This window comes from Shewanella baltica (assembly GCF_900456975.1).
GTDB classification, from domain to species: Bacteria; Pseudomonadota; Gammaproteobacteria; order Enterobacterales; family Shewanellaceae; genus Shewanella; species Shewanella baltica.
This window is the reverse complement of sequence record NZ_UGYM01000002.1, coordinates 2,152,613-2,167,978: the sequence shown is the minus strand read 5'-3', so window position 1 is coordinate 2,167,978 and position 15,366 is coordinate 2,152,613. Positions and strand designations below refer to the sequence as shown.

The 15,366-nt window shown below is 44.8% G+C and carries 15 protein-coding genes; 4 read left to right on the top strand and 11 right to left on the bottom strand.

What is annotated here, in order from left to right:
* Window positions 1–39: 39 nt before the first annotated feature.
* From DYH48_RS09700 to ccoN, 8 genes are all read right to left on the bottom strand, one after another.
* On the bottom strand, window positions 40–732 hold the full coding sequence (locus tag DYH48_RS09700; protein ID WP_172481242.1) for a sulfite exporter TauE/SafE family protein: 693 nt from the start codon (window positions 730–732) through the stop codon (window positions 40–42).
* Between the two features lie 11 nt (window positions 733–743).
* Entirely contained in the window at window positions 744–959 is a 216-nt protein-coding gene (gene ccoS / locus DYH48_RS09695; RefSeq protein WP_006081601.1) for a cbb3-type cytochrome oxidase assembly protein CcoS, read from the bottom strand.
* Between the two features lie 38 nt (window positions 960–997).
* The gene (locus DYH48_RS09690; RefSeq protein WP_115334644.1) at window positions 998–3,397 is read right to left on the bottom strand and encodes a heavy metal translocating P-type ATPase; all 2,400 of its coding nucleotides are present in this window, start codon (window positions 3,395–3,397) and stop codon (window positions 998–1,000) included.
* A 22-nt stretch (window positions 3,398–3,419) separates the two neighbouring features.
* Entirely contained in the window at window positions 3,420–3,899 is a 480-nt protein-coding gene (locus DYH48_RS09685; RefSeq protein ID WP_115334643.1) for a FixH family protein, read from the bottom strand.
* Between the two features lie 110 nt (window positions 3,900–4,009).
* Entirely contained in the window at window positions 4,010–4,978 is a 969-nt protein-coding gene (ccoP, locus tag DYH48_RS09680; protein WP_012587700.1) for a cytochrome-c oxidase, cbb3-type subunit III, read from the bottom strand.
* Window positions 4,978–5,154, bottom strand: coding sequence for a CcoQ/FixQ family Cbb3-type cytochrome c oxidase assembly chaperone (locus tag DYH48_RS09675; protein ID WP_006081605.1), 177 nt, complete (start codon window positions 5,152–5,154; stop codon window positions 4,978–4,980). The genes ccoP and DYH48_RS09675 overlap by 1 nt, the downstream gene beginning before the upstream one ends.
* An 11-nt stretch (window positions 5,155–5,165) precedes the next feature.
* Entirely contained in the window at window positions 5,166–5,792 is a 627-nt protein-coding gene (ccoO, locus tag DYH48_RS09670; RefSeq protein WP_006081606.1) for a cytochrome-c oxidase, cbb3-type subunit II, read from the bottom strand.
* Between the two features lie 13 nt (window positions 5,793–5,805).
* A complete protein-coding gene (gene ccoN, locus DYH48_RS09665; protein WP_006081607.1) occupies window positions 5,806–7,242 on the bottom strand; it encodes a cytochrome-c oxidase, cbb3-type subunit I in 1,437 nt (478 codons plus the stop codon).
* Window positions 7,243–7,500: 258 nt separating this feature from the next.
* Between ccoN and DYH48_RS09660 the strand changes: the two genes are divergently transcribed.
* Window positions 7,501–7,953, top strand: a complete 453-nt coding sequence (locus tag DYH48_RS09660) for a hypothetical protein (protein ID WP_115334642.1) — start codon at window positions 7,501–7,503, stop codon at window positions 7,951–7,953.
* A gap of 66 nt (window positions 7,954–8,019) precedes the next feature.
* Here DYH48_RS09660 and DYH48_RS09655 read toward each other — a convergent pair whose 3' ends face one another.
* Window positions 8,020–9,591 (bottom strand): DUF3369 domain-containing protein, encoded by a 1,572-nt coding sequence (locus tag DYH48_RS09655; protein ID WP_115334641.1) that lies wholly within the window; start codon window positions 9,589–9,591, stop codon window positions 8,020–8,022.
* A 179-nt stretch (window positions 9,592–9,770) separates the two neighbouring features.
* On the opposite strand from DYH48_RS09655, the gene DYH48_RS23945 reads away from it, so the two are divergent.
* The 3 genes from DYH48_RS23945 (at window position 9,771) to DYH48_RS09640 (ending at window position 12,509) form a co-directional block, all read left to right on the top strand.
* Complete coding sequence (locus DYH48_RS23945; protein ID WP_115334640.1) at window positions 9,771–9,989, top strand: hypothetical protein; 219 nt, start codon at window positions 9,771–9,773, stop codon at window positions 9,987–9,989.
* 61 nt (window positions 9,990–10,050) lie between these two features.
* Window positions 10,051–11,346, top strand: coding sequence for a tyrosine-type recombinase/integrase (locus DYH48_RS09645; protein ID WP_115334639.1), 1,296 nt, complete (start codon window positions 10,051–10,053; stop codon window positions 11,344–11,346).
* Window positions 11,347–11,621: 275 nt separating this feature from the next.
* The gene (locus DYH48_RS09640) at window positions 11,622–12,509 is read left to right on the top strand and encodes a hypothetical protein (RefSeq protein WP_256613039.1); all 888 of its coding nucleotides are present in this window, start codon (window positions 11,622–11,624) and stop codon (window positions 12,507–12,509) included.
* A gap of 1,060 nt (window positions 12,510–13,569) precedes the next feature.
* On the opposite strand, the gene DYH48_RS09630 is transcribed toward DYH48_RS09640, so the two are convergent.
* Both DYH48_RS09630 and DYH48_RS09625 read right to left on the bottom strand, forming a co-directional pair.
* A complete protein-coding gene (locus tag DYH48_RS09630) occupies window positions 13,570–14,520 on the bottom strand; it encodes a TniB family NTP-binding protein (RefSeq protein ID WP_115334638.1) in 951 nt (316 codons plus the stop codon).
* Window positions 14,514–15,254 carry a hypothetical protein gene (locus tag DYH48_RS09625; RefSeq protein ID WP_147287770.1) on the bottom strand — a complete coding sequence of 247 codons (741 nt, stop codon included), beginning with the start codon at window positions 15,252–15,254 and terminating at the stop codon, window positions 14,514–14,516. Before DYH48_RS09625 ends, DYH48_RS09630 begins: the two co-directional genes overlap by 7 nt.
* Window positions 15,255–15,366: the final 112 nt, after the last annotated feature.

The window sequence follows — 15,366 nt, the reverse complement described above, 5'->3', positions numbered from 1 at the left end:
ATCCACTGCAGCCATGTTAAACCAATTCACTCACTGGGGCTAGTTTAGCTGCGCGAGTGCGATATATAAAGTTTGACCGCCAAACGCAATTAACAGTAAGCCGCTCAATAGTCTAACGGTTTTCTGTTGAACCCAAGCAGCGAGTCGTTTTGCCGCAACACCAGCACTCAATAGGGCGGGTAAAGTACCTAAGCCAAAGGCCAACATTATCAAAGCGCCTTGGCTGGCAGAGCCAGATGCGACCGACCAAGTTAAGGTGCTATAGACGAGGCCGCAGGGCAGCCAGCCCCAAATGAATCCCGCCATGAACGCTTGGCTCGGATTTTGGATGGGCACAAGGCGTTGCGCTATGGGTTTTAAATATCGCCATAACCATTGACCGACGCGCTCAATCTGCACGATTCCAACCCAAATTTTGGCGATATACAGCCCAGTTGCGATCATCATCAGTCCGGCAATGATGCGCAGCACAATCAAATACGTATCCAGTTCAAATAAGTGACCAAGACCTGCCGCCGAAGCGCCCACTAAGCCGCCCGCTAAGGTGTAACTCAAAATACGCCCAAGGTTGTAACTCAGTAGATACTTGAGCTGATGCGCAAGCAGATTACCTGTTTTGCCATTGGGGATTTGGGCTGAGAACGCGCCCACTAAACCGCCACACATGCCAAAGCAATGTGCGGCGCCCATGAGACCAACGAGAAAAGCCCCAGTGACATTGTACTCAATCACTGCGTACTCAATCACAGCGGCATGCCTCTTTCTTGCGCTGCTTCGGCTTTCTCTTTCTCAGGTACGGGATGGCTGTTTGGTTTTACAGTGTCTTCGTCGAATAATATCGACACACTTTGGCGGTCTAAATCGTCAAATTGTTCGGATTTCACCGCCCAAAAAAATACCATTACAGCGATGGCGACAAAGATCATGGCAATGGGGATAAGCACATAAATAATTTCCATAATGACCTCTTACTATTCTGGTTTTACTTTTATTGTGATCACACTTTAACCCGCAATAATCTCAGGCTATTACCGACCACAATCAAAGAACTCGCCGACATGCCAATGGCGGCGATATAAGGTGCCACATGGCCAGTAACGGCTAAGGGCAAAATTAGGGCGTTGTAACCCAGCGCCCACGCTAAATTTTGTCTGATAATCTGTGTTGTCAGTTTCGCAACGCTGACGGCTTGGGTGAAGCGGGACAGATGATCCCCCAATAAAATTAAATCGGCACTGTTTTTCGCGATAGCACTGCCGCTGCCCATAGCCACCGACAAATCGGCGCCCGCAAGCACAGGCGCATCGTTGATGCCATCGCCAAACATGGCAACCCTTGTATGCTGTTGTAATTGGGTCACAAGGGCAAGTTTATCTGCAGGCGTTAAGCCGCTGTGCACATCGTCAATCCCCAGCTCTTTTGCCAGTTGATGTACATGCCCCGAGCTATCGCCGCTGGCAATACTGATGCGGCAACCTTGCTGCTTTAACATCTCAACCGTGGCTTTGCTGTCTTGGCGGATATTGTCTTGAATTTCAAAGCTTGCCAGGACTTCAAGCTGCTCATTGCATGAACGTGCTAACCAAATCTTTTGGGTTGGGTCACGAGTATCAATACTCGCGCCGGTAAATACTGCATTGCCAATTAAGTAATCAGTGCCATCAATTCGGCCTCGAACGCCAAAGCCGACTTCATGGTGAACCTCTTCGGTAACCAATGCATTATCGGCAAATACGGCAAATGCCGCGGCAATCGGGTGGCGAGAGCCTGTTTCCAGCGCTGCGGCAATGGCTAAGGCTTGCGTCTTTGTTAAATCGGCCATGCACTGCGTTTGCCCGATAGAGAGGGTACCACAGGTGAGGGTGCCGGTTTTATCAAAGACAACATGTTTGATCTGTGGCAGTTTTTCAAATACACCGGCTTTGCGAGTAATAATCCCAAGGCGAGTAAAAATAGCGGTCGCGCAGGTGACAGCGGTCGGTGTGGCCAGTGCTAAAGCGCAAGGACAGGTAGCAACCAGAACCGATAGCGTTACCCAAAAGGCATCCTCTGGGGAAATTTGATGCCAAACCAAATAGGTGATTGTCGCTATGGTCAGGATAGTGCCCGAGAAATAGCGCGATAATTTATCGGCTAAGAGCGCAATTGCAGGTTTAGTATTGGATGCAAGCTCCTGCAGTCGAATAATCTCAGCCACAAGTTGGTCTTGCCCTAGTGCTGTGACGCTAACTTTGATGGGTTGGTCGACGTTGATGGTGCCTGCGTAAACTTGGCTAGCAACAGTTTTTTCAATTGGCATTTGCTCGCCGGTGAGCATAGCTTCATTGATGCTAGTGTGACCTTCAATCACCACACCATCGGCTGCAATCATTTCCCCCGGTTTGACGAGGATCACATCATTGAGGCGTAATTTTTTGGCGGGAATTTCTTCCTGACCATTGTCGTTCACTAAGTGCGCCGTGAGCGGCACTAACTTATGCAAATTACTCGAGCTGACCGAGGCCTTTTGTCTGGCTTTCTGCTCGAAGTAGCGCCCGAGTAACAGGAAGAAGGTAAACATGGACACAGATTCAAAATACACTTCGCCGGTGCCATTTACTGTGGCAAAACAACTGGCAACGTATGCGCCGCCAATCGCAATGGAGACAGACACATCCATATTGAGTTTGCCGCTGAGTAAGGTACGAATCGCACTGAAATAAAAGGGCTGCGCCGAGTAAAGCACCACGGGTGTGGCAAAAATCATGCTAACCCAACGGAAATAATCCCGATATTGCACATCTAAATCGGTGAAATAGCCTGTATAGAGGGCGAGGGCGAACATCATCACTTGCATGGTCGCAAAACCCGCTAAGCCTAAGCGCAATAAAAACTTACGGCTATTGAGTTTGTTGTTGAGCTCTTGCTCATCGACTTGATAGGGCGCGGCTTGATAACCGATGCGGCTAATTTGCCCAAGGATATCGCTGAGTTTTACCGTGCGTTTATCCCAACTGATCATCGCCCTTTGGGTGGTTGAGTTGACGAGCACTTGGCTCACGCCCGTTAGTTGTTTTACTTTGTGCTCAATCAACCAAGCACAGGCCGCGCAGGTGATGCCATCGATAGAGAGCGACACTGACTCGATATTGTCCTCAGAATGGACAAAGTCTTGCTGCACTTCGGGTAGATCATAGGCACTAAATTGCGTTAAGGCTTCGGGGACGAGGGCGTTCTGTTTACTGCCGGGTTCAGTGCGGAACTTGTAGTAACTGAGTAATCCCGCATCCACAATCGCCTGAGAAACCGCCTGACAGCCAGGGCAACACATGAGTTCATCACGATCATTAATGCGGGTCACAAACTGCTGGCCCGTCAGCACGGGCTCTTGGCAGTGAAAACAACTTGGATACGTCATAGTGCTACTTATTTAACCACAATCAGTTCAGCCAAAGTTGGACGTGATCTTTTAATTCAACGCGCTGGTGAATGCGCCATTTGCCATCGTAACTTTCAAGACGCACTTCCCAAGGGCCGGTCAGTGTGGCGGGCACGGTAATGCGATACACATTACTGGCATCGGCAGTGGCGGTGAGCTTGATGTCTCTGTCGGCAATCGTTGGGTGGTAGAATTCGACTTTTAGGGCAGCTTGGGAAGCGGGACCACCTTGTTGCGTCAGTAGAATTTCATTATTAGTTTGTTCGAGTAAAAAGTTCATGCCAATTTGTTTGGCATACTTCACTTTACTCAAGTCCATATTAATGGCTTTGCCTTCTTTGTAGTAATCCTCGGCGACTAACGAGTCGGAGTTAGTAAGGGCAATTTTCAGTGTGGTAAAACTTGCGATGACAGCACATAAAGGAAGAATAATTAAAAACCAAGGCCAGAACTGCTTATACCAGGCTTGTTGTTCGTTCATGTCAGATACCCATTCAAAAAATTTGCGCCATTTTACCGTTAAAAGGTGGTTTTAGCACTTTAAAAAAAAGGCCTCGAAGTCTTCGAGGCCTTAGCGTTACTCATATCTAATTACTTGTTTGACAAGCTATAAACATAAGCTGCGATTACGTGAACTTTCTCTTCACCGAGAACGTCTTTCCACGCTGGCATCACACCTGCGCGACCATGTTTAATGGTTTCTTCGATCACGCCACGGCTACCGCCATATAACCAAACATCGTCAGTTAAATTAGGGGCACCCATGAACTTGTTGCCTTTAGCGTCCATACCATGACACGCGAAACAACCTTTCATGAATGAGCCTTGACCTTGAGCGGCGAGTGTTTCATCGTGCTCACGACCAGACAATTTAACAACGTATTCAGCTAAACCCGCAATTTCGCTGTCATCGATTGGCAAACCACCTTTTGGCGGCATCATGCCATGACGACCACCCATGATAGTGGTTTTAATCGTGGCTAAGTCGCCACCATATAACCAGTCACCATCGGTGAGATTAGGGAAGCCTTTGCTACCACGTGCGTCAGAGCCATGGCACTGTGCGCAGTTTTGTAGGAACAAACGGCCGCCCACTTTCAATGCTTCTTGGTTTTTCACTAATTCTTCTAGTGGTGTTGCCAAGTAAGCCGCGAAAATTGGGCCATATTTTTCACTAGCGTGTTTTACTTCTTGGTCATACTGAACATAACGGCCTTCTTTTGCTGCAAGCTCAATGGCTGCGGCAGAATCGGCTTTAATACCTTGTTCAGTACCAATGCTCTGGTTAGAACTCGTCCAGCCTAAAAGGCCTTTGTAGTTACCTAAACCAGGAAATAAGGCTAGATAGATCAAGCCAAACACGATAGTGATATAGAACATATAACTCCACCATTTTGGCAGTGGGTTATTGAGTTCTTCAATACCGTCGAAACTGTGACCCATGGATTCGCCTTCTTTTACGCCCGTGGTGTTCTTAGAACACACACGCAGTAATAGAAAACAACCCGCGATCACGACTAACGAGAGTACGGTAATCCAAACACTCCAGAAGCTACTCATCACTTATTCTCTCCTGAGTCCTTCGATACCTTGCTGACTTCCTCATCGGAAAACACAAGGTTAGCTGCTTCATCAAATGATTTTTGACGACGCGAGCTATATGCCCAAGCAAATATACCGACGAAGGTCAGCATCACAATGATGGTTAAAATGCCTTGTAATGTGCCGTAATCCATATATTGCCTCCTTATTTGAGTGCGTGACCCAAAGACTGAAGATATGCAATCAAGGCTTCCAGCTCTGTCTTACCAGCAACAGCTTTCTGTGCGCCTGCGATTTCTTCATCGGTATAAAGATCATTACCTTTGTAACCGCCTTTATGCATGTTACGTAGGATAGTCATCTTATCGCCCGTCAGTTCGCCGTCTAACTTGTTTTCGGCTAACCATGGGAACCCTGGCATATTCGATTGAGGTACTACGGCACGAGGATCGATTAAATGAACTTCATGCCATTTATCGCTGTAACGACCACCAACACGGGCAAGATCAGGACCTGTACGCTTAGAACCCCATTGGAATGGATGATCCCAAACCGATTCACCCGCAACAGAGTAGTGACCATAACGTTCAGTTTCTGCACGTAAAGGACGGATCATCTGGCTGTGACAGTTATAACAACCCTCACGAACATAGATGTCACGGCCTTCAATTTGCAGAGCAGTGTATGGCTTTAAACCTTCAACTGGCTCAGTCGTATCTTTTTGAAAAATCAACGGTGTGATTTCAACCAGACTACCGAAACTGATAGCGATAACGGTAAAAATCGCTAACAAACCGATGTTTTTTTCAACTATCTCATGATTAAATTTCATCGAGTTTGCTCCTTTAAGCCGCTGTTGGTTCAGCCAATGCTGGCAATGAATCTTTAGAGGCTTTCACAGTACGGATCACGTTGTATGCCATGATCAGCATACCGGTCAGGAAGAAACAACCGCCAAGGAAACGTACAAAGTAGAAAGGATATGAAGCTTCAAGACTTTCAACAAAGCTATAAGTCAAAGTACCGTCAGCATTCACTGCACGCCACATCAGACCTTGCATTACACCTGAAATCCACATAGAGACGATGTAAAGCACAGTACCAATAGTCGCTAACCAGAAATGGACGTTGACTAACTTGATGCTGTACATACGGCCGTGGCCGAACAATACAGGGATCAAGTGATACAGAGAACCGATAGACACCATTGCAACCCAACCTAGCGCGCCGGAGTGAACGTGACCGATAGTCCAGTCTGTATAATGTGATAGTGCGTTAACTGTCTTAATTGCCATCATCGGGCCTTCGAAGGTAGACATACCGTAGAAAGACAGAGAAACGACTAAGAAACGCAGTACAGGGTCAGTACGCAGTTTATGCCAAGCACCAGACAAGGTCATGATACCGTTAATCATACCGCCCCAAGAAGGTGCGAATAGGATCAGTGACATCACCATACCTAAAGACTGAGTCCAGTCAGGTAAAGCTGTGTAATGTAAGTGGTGAGGACCAGCCCAAATATACAGTGCGATCAAAGCCCAAAAATGGACAATAGATAGACGGTAAGAGTACACAGGACGACCCGCTTGCTTAGGTACGAAGTAATACATCATCCCCAAGAAGCCTGCGGTTAGTAAGAAACCTACAGCGTTGTGACCATACCACCACTGCACCATAGCATCGACAGCGCCGCTATACAGAGAGTATGACTTGAACAGACTGACTGGTACTGCCATAGAGTTAACTATGTGTAGTACGGCAACGGTAATAATAAAGGCACCAAAGAACCAGTTCGCCACGTAAATATGCGAAGTAGTTCGTTTGATAATAGTACCGAAGAACACAATAGCGTAGGACACCCAAACGATAGTAATTGCGATATCGATAGGCCATTCTAATTCAGCGTATTCTTTACCTTGGGTGAAACCCATTGGCAAAGTGATAGCTGCTGACAGAATGATGGCTTGCCATCCCCAAAACGTAAATGCGGCTAACTTAGGTGCAAATAGTCGGGTTTGACAGGTGCGTTGTACGACATAATAGGATGTTGCAAAAAGGGCTGATGTACCGAACGCGAAGATCACCGCATTGGTGTGTAATGGTCGCAAGCGACTATACGTTAACCAAGGAGTGTCAAAGTTCAGCTGAGGCCAGATTAACTGAGCCGCAATTAATACGCCGACTGACATACCAACAATACCCCACAAAACTGTGGTTAAGGCAAATTGGCGGACAATGGCGTAATTGTAATCAGCGCCTGTTGGCTGGGAATGGTTCATCATAATGCTTCCACTGCTTATTACTTTTACTTTTAGTAAAGACAAGCTTTACCTGTTATAAAATGACATAAAAATCAGCTTCCCTATTCAGGTTGCTGAGTCATGTCAATGCGTTACCCTGCATATTTTTGCTCAAATATGAGGTTTCGCAATGATACTTGAGCAATATCAAAAAAGATACCAAAGAAGGGGTGTAGAAAGTTGATCTAGATCAACCTACGCCATAGAATGTTAACATATTGCGTCATAAGGTTAATCTTTGTGCTAAATCGTCCTAATCCCTATTTATTCATCGCGTTAATTCTCTTCAATCTCACAGCTTGTACTGAAGATGCTAAGCCAGTCACACTAAAAAGCAGTCTTGATCCTTCACTTTGTCAATTTTCGGCAGGGGATTGTGTTAAACCAGTGGGCGATATCAAACTCACTGTTAGTCTGTCGCCAGCAAATGCACCGAGCGAAAAGCCATTAACATTAACGCTATTAGCGTCTTCGCCCATTACCGATGTGCAAATCCGCTTAGAAGGAAGAGATATGTTTATGGGCGTTATTCCCGTAAATGTGAAGCAAACCGACGAAATGACTTATATTGGTCAAATGGTATATGGCTCTTGTAGCAGTGGTTATATGGTTTGGCGCGGCTTTGTTAGTTTCAACCTTAATGGCGAAACTAAAACGGCAGTGTTTGATTTTCTCGCTGATGACAATGGCTAAGACTGGCTTAATACTGACTCAAATAGCCTTCAAAGCATTCGGACAATTACCTCTGGTTAGCGCAGCTTAATTGTCCTTCCAGTTGTCTTTTACTTTGACAAAAATATCTACATTATCAATAAAGAGCTGCAATAAGTGCGGGTCAAAGTGCTTCGCGGCGCCTTTATGCATTTCAGCTAACACCTCTTCTAAAGGCCAAGCCGTTTTATAGCAGCGGGCATGGGAAAGTGCATCAAACACATCTGCAATAGCCACAATCCGTGCGAAAATGTGAATTTCGTCTTGTTTTAAATTGGAGGGATAACCAGAACCATCATATTTTTCATGGTGTTGCAGTGCAATAATTGATGCGGCTTTGAGGATAGGGCGCTCTGAATTCGCCAAAATCTGATGACCAATCGTAGGGTGCTGACGCATAACTTGCCATTCTTCATCATCTAACTTACCAGGTTTGAGCAGAACCGCATCGGGGATCGCTATTTTTCCTATGTCATGCATAGGTGAGGCGCGGCGCAGTAAATCGGCTTCGTATTCAGGTAAACCAGCGAGTAAAGCGAGTTTGGAGCAATATTCCGCCATACGTTTCACGTGATTGGCGGCTTCTTTTGAGCGGCTTTCAACAACATCCCCTAAACGCAGAATGAGTTCTGATTGGGTATCTTCAACTTCTTGACTGAGCAGCAAGTTCTCAAATGCAACGCCGACGTTGATGGCAAAAATATCAATGAGTTTCTTATCAAGATCATCAATTTTATCAATACCATCCATATAGAGTAGATTGATTAAACCGCTTTTTGTGGGGAAGTAACCGACAAAACAATTGTCTTCATAAAGGCAGCGTTTTTGCGTGAGTGCATTGCGCAGTAAGCGGTCGATATGCTCTGGCAATTGAGTGATATGGTTTTTATTGGAAAACTGGCCTGTGCCCGCGAGGATCTCTATATTCACGGGATCAAGATGGCCGCTGATCGCATCAATGGCATTGCATGTCAGCAGTAGGGTTTCTGAATCCAGATTGAGCAGGGTGGCGACTTGAGTAAGCAGTCCATCGGCGAATTTATGCAGGGTGCGCAGCTCAAATAATCCAGATGTTGCTTCTAGTACTCTTTCTAAGCCTTTACGGTGGTTGATTTGGGTACGCCTTGCTTGCTCAATTTCCATAATATCGCGATAGGAGCGCAGGGCAGAGTAGACGCTGGTCATGAGTTTACGTGAATCGAGTTCAGCTTTGGCTTTGTAATCATTAATATCGTAATTGACGATAACGTCTTCTTCAGGTGCTTGACCAGGTTGGCCCGTGCGCAGGATTAATCGTGTGGTTTTATTTTGGAGTTCTTCACGGATCCATTTCACTAACTCTAAGCCTGCATGATCACTCTCCATCACCACATCAATAAAGGCGATGGCGATATCACGTTCTTGATTGAGTAACTCTTTTGCTTGTTCAGCACTGTAGGCATTGATAAAGGTGAGGGCGCGGCCATCAAGTTTAAAGCGGGAGAGGGCAAGTTTAGTGACGGTATGAACATCAGGTTCATCATCGACCACTAATACCTTCCAAGGAATACCTGACTCAGTTGTCTCGGTATGCTTTTTACCGGAAAACAGCGGGTTTTTCTTTGCAAGATCAATCAGCATCCGATACCTCATTCAAATAAAAATAATGATCACATAATCAGTGTAGTAGACACATTTCAAAGAAGTGCAAAATCTTACATTAAATAGCGAGGTGAGTGGCAAACCTTCAACTGAGTTGTTGATAACAGTTATCATTTGTGTATTCTGTTAATATCACACTATGATTGGAGGGTAAGGGCATGAGTCAGCGGATTAATTTATCGATTTCACCCCATAAACTGGCACAGCTTATACAGGGTGGACACCTCTGCGCTGCGGACTTTAGGTGCTTGGACAGTCAATCTAAACAGCAAGTGTGGCAGTTATGCCTGATTTGTTGCCAAAAGCGCATTACGTGCCAGCAATGTACGTTTTCAACTTGCACTAAAAATCTGGCCTCTCTTGATGCCGATAAATAACGTTATCGGCATTTGCGTTTAAGTATTATCATATAAGAAACCCTTATAATTCAGATGTAATATGCAACTTCCTCCAGTAATCCCGCTATTTGACTCATTTGAATTCATACAAGTTGGCAATAGTGTTGTTAACCAATACATCACTCAAATCAGCATGAAAAAGGTGGCTGATGCGGGCTTAGTGATCGAGCACGCCAGTGATTGGTTGTTTGAACAAAAGCACAACGAAAACAACTATAAAGCCTATCGCAGCGAGCTCACTACGTTTCTGCATTGGTGTTTTGATGTGGTTTCAATGTCGCCCATTGAAGTCACACGCAAAGACATGAGCCATTACGTTGATTACTGCCAAGCGCCGCCCATAGCACTGATTGGCTATTTTAATGTGCCGCAGTTCAAGTTTGATAAAATGCATGATGAACGGGTTCCAAACCCGCAATGGCGGCCATTTGTCGGTAAAAAACAACTCGGACAAATCCAGCCTTATGCGTTAAGCGACAATGCGTTAAAAACAAAAATGGCCATTTTGTCTTCGTTTTACTCGTACCTGACAAGCGAAGAATATTGTGATCGTAATCCTGCGCAGATCTGGCTGAATCACAGTCGGTTCGCGGCCAATCGGCAATATCAGCGCCAGAGTCATGAAGAGGAAAACAGCCTCGCATTCACTGAATTGCAGTGGTCATACATTATGGCAACTGTAACCGCGCTGGCAGAAGCATCGCCAGAATTACATCAAAGAAGTTTATTTCTGATTTCATTGATTTATTGCTGCTATTTACGCATCTCAGATGTGTCTGCACGTGCAGGTTATTCACCAGTGATGGATCAGTTTAAGCACAATCAACAAACGGGTATTTGGAGTTTTCATATTCCATTGAGTAAAGGCGGTAAAAGGCGCAGCGTGGCAATTTCCAAAGCTTTGCTCGATGCTTTAGTTAAATATCGTCAGTTTTTAGGATTAACAGATTATCCAGCGCCAAACGAGAACCATCCTTTGTTTGTACGGCACAAAGCCGCTGGCCGCGGTCGAGATGTTGGTATCCTCAATGCCAATCTTGGCATTCGTCAAGTCCGCGAGGAAATTCAAAGTATTATCAATCTGGCGGCAGAAAGTATTGAGGCCGATGGCTTTGCACAAGACGGTGCGCAGATGCGTAAACTCACTGCCCACAATATTCGCCACACAGGCATCACGCACGATATCAATATCAACCGCAGACCGTTATCTCATGTACAAGCCGACGCTGGACATGAAAGTATCGACACCACATCGCAGTATTTGCACACAAGCCAAATCGAACGCCATGAAAGTGCATTTAATAAACCAATCGATCATTTAAAAGGCATAGAGTAACTAAGCCCTAAGCCATGGCTCATTGTTTACGGCCACACAGATTGAGAATCTCAGGCACTACATAATAACCATGTTATTCAAGGGTATGGAGATTTAGTAAAACGGTATCCATATCACATGAGTTGAGATTTCTACACATTAGAGCTCCTAAGTCGTATCTACGATAGAAGACTTCTGATTGAATGGTGCATAAGCATCAATAGGTTAGATTGCATCCTAGATATGAGTATAAGAGGAAGGTACAACTGAAACCCTCGTCAGAAAATGTGCGTTCATTGAGTGAGGCTCAAGTGTCAGATTGCCTCTATGCCGCACTGGTATTGGAAAAAGAGCACATCATGGCGCTCAAACCGAACGCCTATGCTTCACTGCCATTTTATGAAAACATGCTCGAAAAGGGATACCAGTTATTAACGGATAATGCATTTTTTCGAGAGTGGGTACAAAAGACACTTCAGGCAACCTCATCTTTACTACCTCACAATATCCGCAGTGTAGCTATTGTGCAGTTCCTTGAAACACTTTCCAGCACGTGGCCTGCCGCTACGTTAGATATTGTTATCCCAGCTCCCCCCGCAGATGGCATTGCTCTTTCGGTGACAGAACAATGGCTTCCATTTGGAAAAGCATCTCGGCTACTTGAGCTGAGGCCAGAAGAACTGCAGCTGCTTCAACACGTTAATTTAGTGAAACATGCACGTAAAAGCAGACTTCACCATAATAGCCAAATTGATGTTGCACCTATTTTCCAGCTGTTAGTCGGTAACGACATCCAACCTGGCATGGTGTGCTTATCAACACTCACGGAGGTCATGGTGCATAATGATGTTGAAATGTATGACATTCTCATAGGATTCAAAGAAGGCCGCCTGCAGTTAGGATATGGCGAAGGTCACAATTTACGACGTGCTATCTGGTGCGAACCGGCGTCTTTTATACGGTTTGCAAAGGACGTCTTTAGCAAGCGGCAATATGACGCTATCTCCCTAGAGAAAGCGGTATCATTAACAGGCTTACCCATGGAGCTACTTCACGCACTTAGAAAAATGGGTAAACTTCGCCCTCCTCGCGTCGCGCGTGCCGGCAGTCTAGCACTTTGCCAATTTGAAGATGTACTACAAATACGCCAGCAACAAAAACCGATGCAGTTATCACTCATATAATGAAGCAATATTACCTGTTAAAACCTATATATAAAATGCTTACGATTTAAATTAAAGCATAGACACTAAGGTTAAAACCCACCGTGCATTCGTCATCGGTAATGATGTGGGCTTTAAGCTGAAAGCCATTCATATAAATCCCACTTATTATCCCCATCGCTTAACTCATTAAAGTAATATCGTCCTGCACCCAATATCCGTTCCAAATATATGTAGCAGACCTCCGCACTCAGATACGTTTTAAAACATGGCGTTTTATTCGCGCAAATTTCAATTCGTTTAGATTTTTAAATATACGCCTGTATTGTCGGCGGCTCACTTACCACACCTACAACATATGTAAGTAGAAACCTTGAAGCAATCCGATATGCGTTGACTTGATATTTGATTTGTGGAAAATGAACAGATTGGCGGTGAATGATGCATAACATTACCGCCAAATCATTGATTTTAATATGAAAAACAAATCTCAATTTAGGTGGCAAAAATGTTCAAAAATCTCAATTTGAATGGCAATGTTGTTATTTTGTTAAACCATCAAGTGATTGAATAAGTTCAATTACGGCTGCCTGAGATTCTCATTCTGTGTGACCACGAACATGTGTTCGTGGCCACTCAGAATGAGATTTCGCGGCAGACTGAGATCCGCATCGAGGGGAAGTACAGTGCCCTTTTATAAGTGGAATATCCCAAGCAAGGCTTTCGTAACACGTGGTGCATTGACTCGTCAGTGCAGATTGGTGTTTGGAACAGGCATGACAAAACGGATTCTGCACTTCCGTTAACAGGTAGCCATCTTCATTCAAGCACTGAATACACACTTTAGGGTTGAGTTGAATGTTGCGGTTAAACATCGGATTGATAATTGTAGAAAACACATCACCTTGGCTTATTGGTATGCCAAATTTAGCATTCAGAGCCGGTGTAATTTGAAGCTTAATAATGTTATTTTGCTCAGCTGACGACAGCATACTCCCAATCCTTGCGTAACCATTAACGCGCGCTAAACGAAGAAGGTAACCGATGTTAACTTCATCAGGTTTTCTCTGTGGCGAAAAGGCTAAAGACACGTTTTCAACTCCCGCTTTAATTTCTGGTATTCATGTGTGACCGCAGCGTCTATTGCCCTATAGCTATATTCAGACTCATCAAAGGGATTATTGACGTTTTGGCTGTAAATATAAAAGTTCGCTTTTAAACGCATCATCAGTGTGTGTCGGTCTTTGATATGACTCATATCTTCACGCATGAATAAGCCATCAAGGGTACTGAAGCTACGCTCCATATAGGCAACGTAAAGTCTATCTAATAGCTCTTTATCCTCGATACCAATTTGAGGAGCGCTGATTTGCTGTAGAAAGCTGTTGATACAATCAACCCATTCTTGCGTTCTCGGTAAGATACGATGCAGTTTTACTGACCTCAGCATTCGGCGACTGAGTTGCTCGTTGTCGTCGACGGTTTTATCCACTTCGCCGAAGGTCAGGAGTCGCATGGCCCGCTCACTACCGATAAAGACAATTGAACAAGTGAGCGTGTCGAGTAGGGCGCAGAAGTATTTCAACATGTCTAATGCAATTTTTCCTTGTTTAGCAGGAAAAACCTGTTGAATTTCATCAAGAATAATGAGCTCGACACCACGTGCTTTAATCAGAAATCGAAATTGCTTATCTAACTCACCCGCGGCAACTTTACCTATGGGGGGCTGCACGCCTAATTCCGTTATCAACAGTCGCAAAATATCATCAACTTTGCTTTTCGCTTCTTGAAAACGGTAAGTGAATATCGGCAGACGAATGTGGTCGACTTCTTTCACCGGAGGAAACTGAGCGGCATAGCATTCAGCGATGTAGGTTTTTCCTTCGCCCGATTTGCCATAAATGAGCACGCCTTTTTTATTATTGGGAAGGTGACACATTTGATGAACTCGCCCAATTTGTTCATGCGCGTGTTTAACCAATGTATGTTTAACAATAAAGGTGTCTACAGGTGTAGGTATGCTGACTACCATAAGGCTTTAGTGTCCCTTTGCGTGTTATCAATAATTTGTTCTGGTTCATTCAGTTGGCTTGCACGTTGTTTGTCAGCCAATTCAGTCTTGTCTAATGAGTTTTGCCACTTAATATCTTTTAATGAGTCAGTCGCATTGGCATTCTGAATGCGCTGCTCGATTGAAAGCTCTTTTGCATTATTGTCTTCAAACGAACTTGTCGGTTTGCCACTTCGTTTACTGCGTACTGTTTTGGCGGGAATGAAACGGTCAATCGTGACGGCATATTGACCGGTAACCTGATGTTTTTCAGTTTGGAAAATATGTTGTCCTTTCTGCACTTTGCCATTTAACTGTGCAAAGGAAACGGGCCAACGCGAGTTGATTTCTTCATCATAATTATAAGCAACGATTGACCTAGCTTCTGTCTCGTTCGGGAGCGCAACGCTGACAGTGACACTGCTTGCATCATAGGGGTTGTAAAACACCTGAACGGTGGGGTTGACGTTTTTGTGACCATAGGTCATGAGTAACGTATGCACTTTTTTCAGTTCAACACTGGTGAAGCGGTGTTTCAATACACGGACAAAACCTCTTGAATCGAGTTGCTGCTCATGCGCCTGTGTCGCGACATGGAAGTGGTGCTTAATAGAATCGTAATCATAATAAGATTGCACCACCCTAGATTGCTGCCAACAGAATATCGGTGAGCAATTTAACCCTGAATGGGTCTTGTGAGCGTATTCTGTCAGCATGGTATTGATTATCTTTGTGAACGTACTGGCAGTGATATGCGTATTCTTAAGTGGATTTATTTTTGTTCTAGTGCCTTTTTTCGGATAGGTGACCCGTCCTAAATAGCGTTGA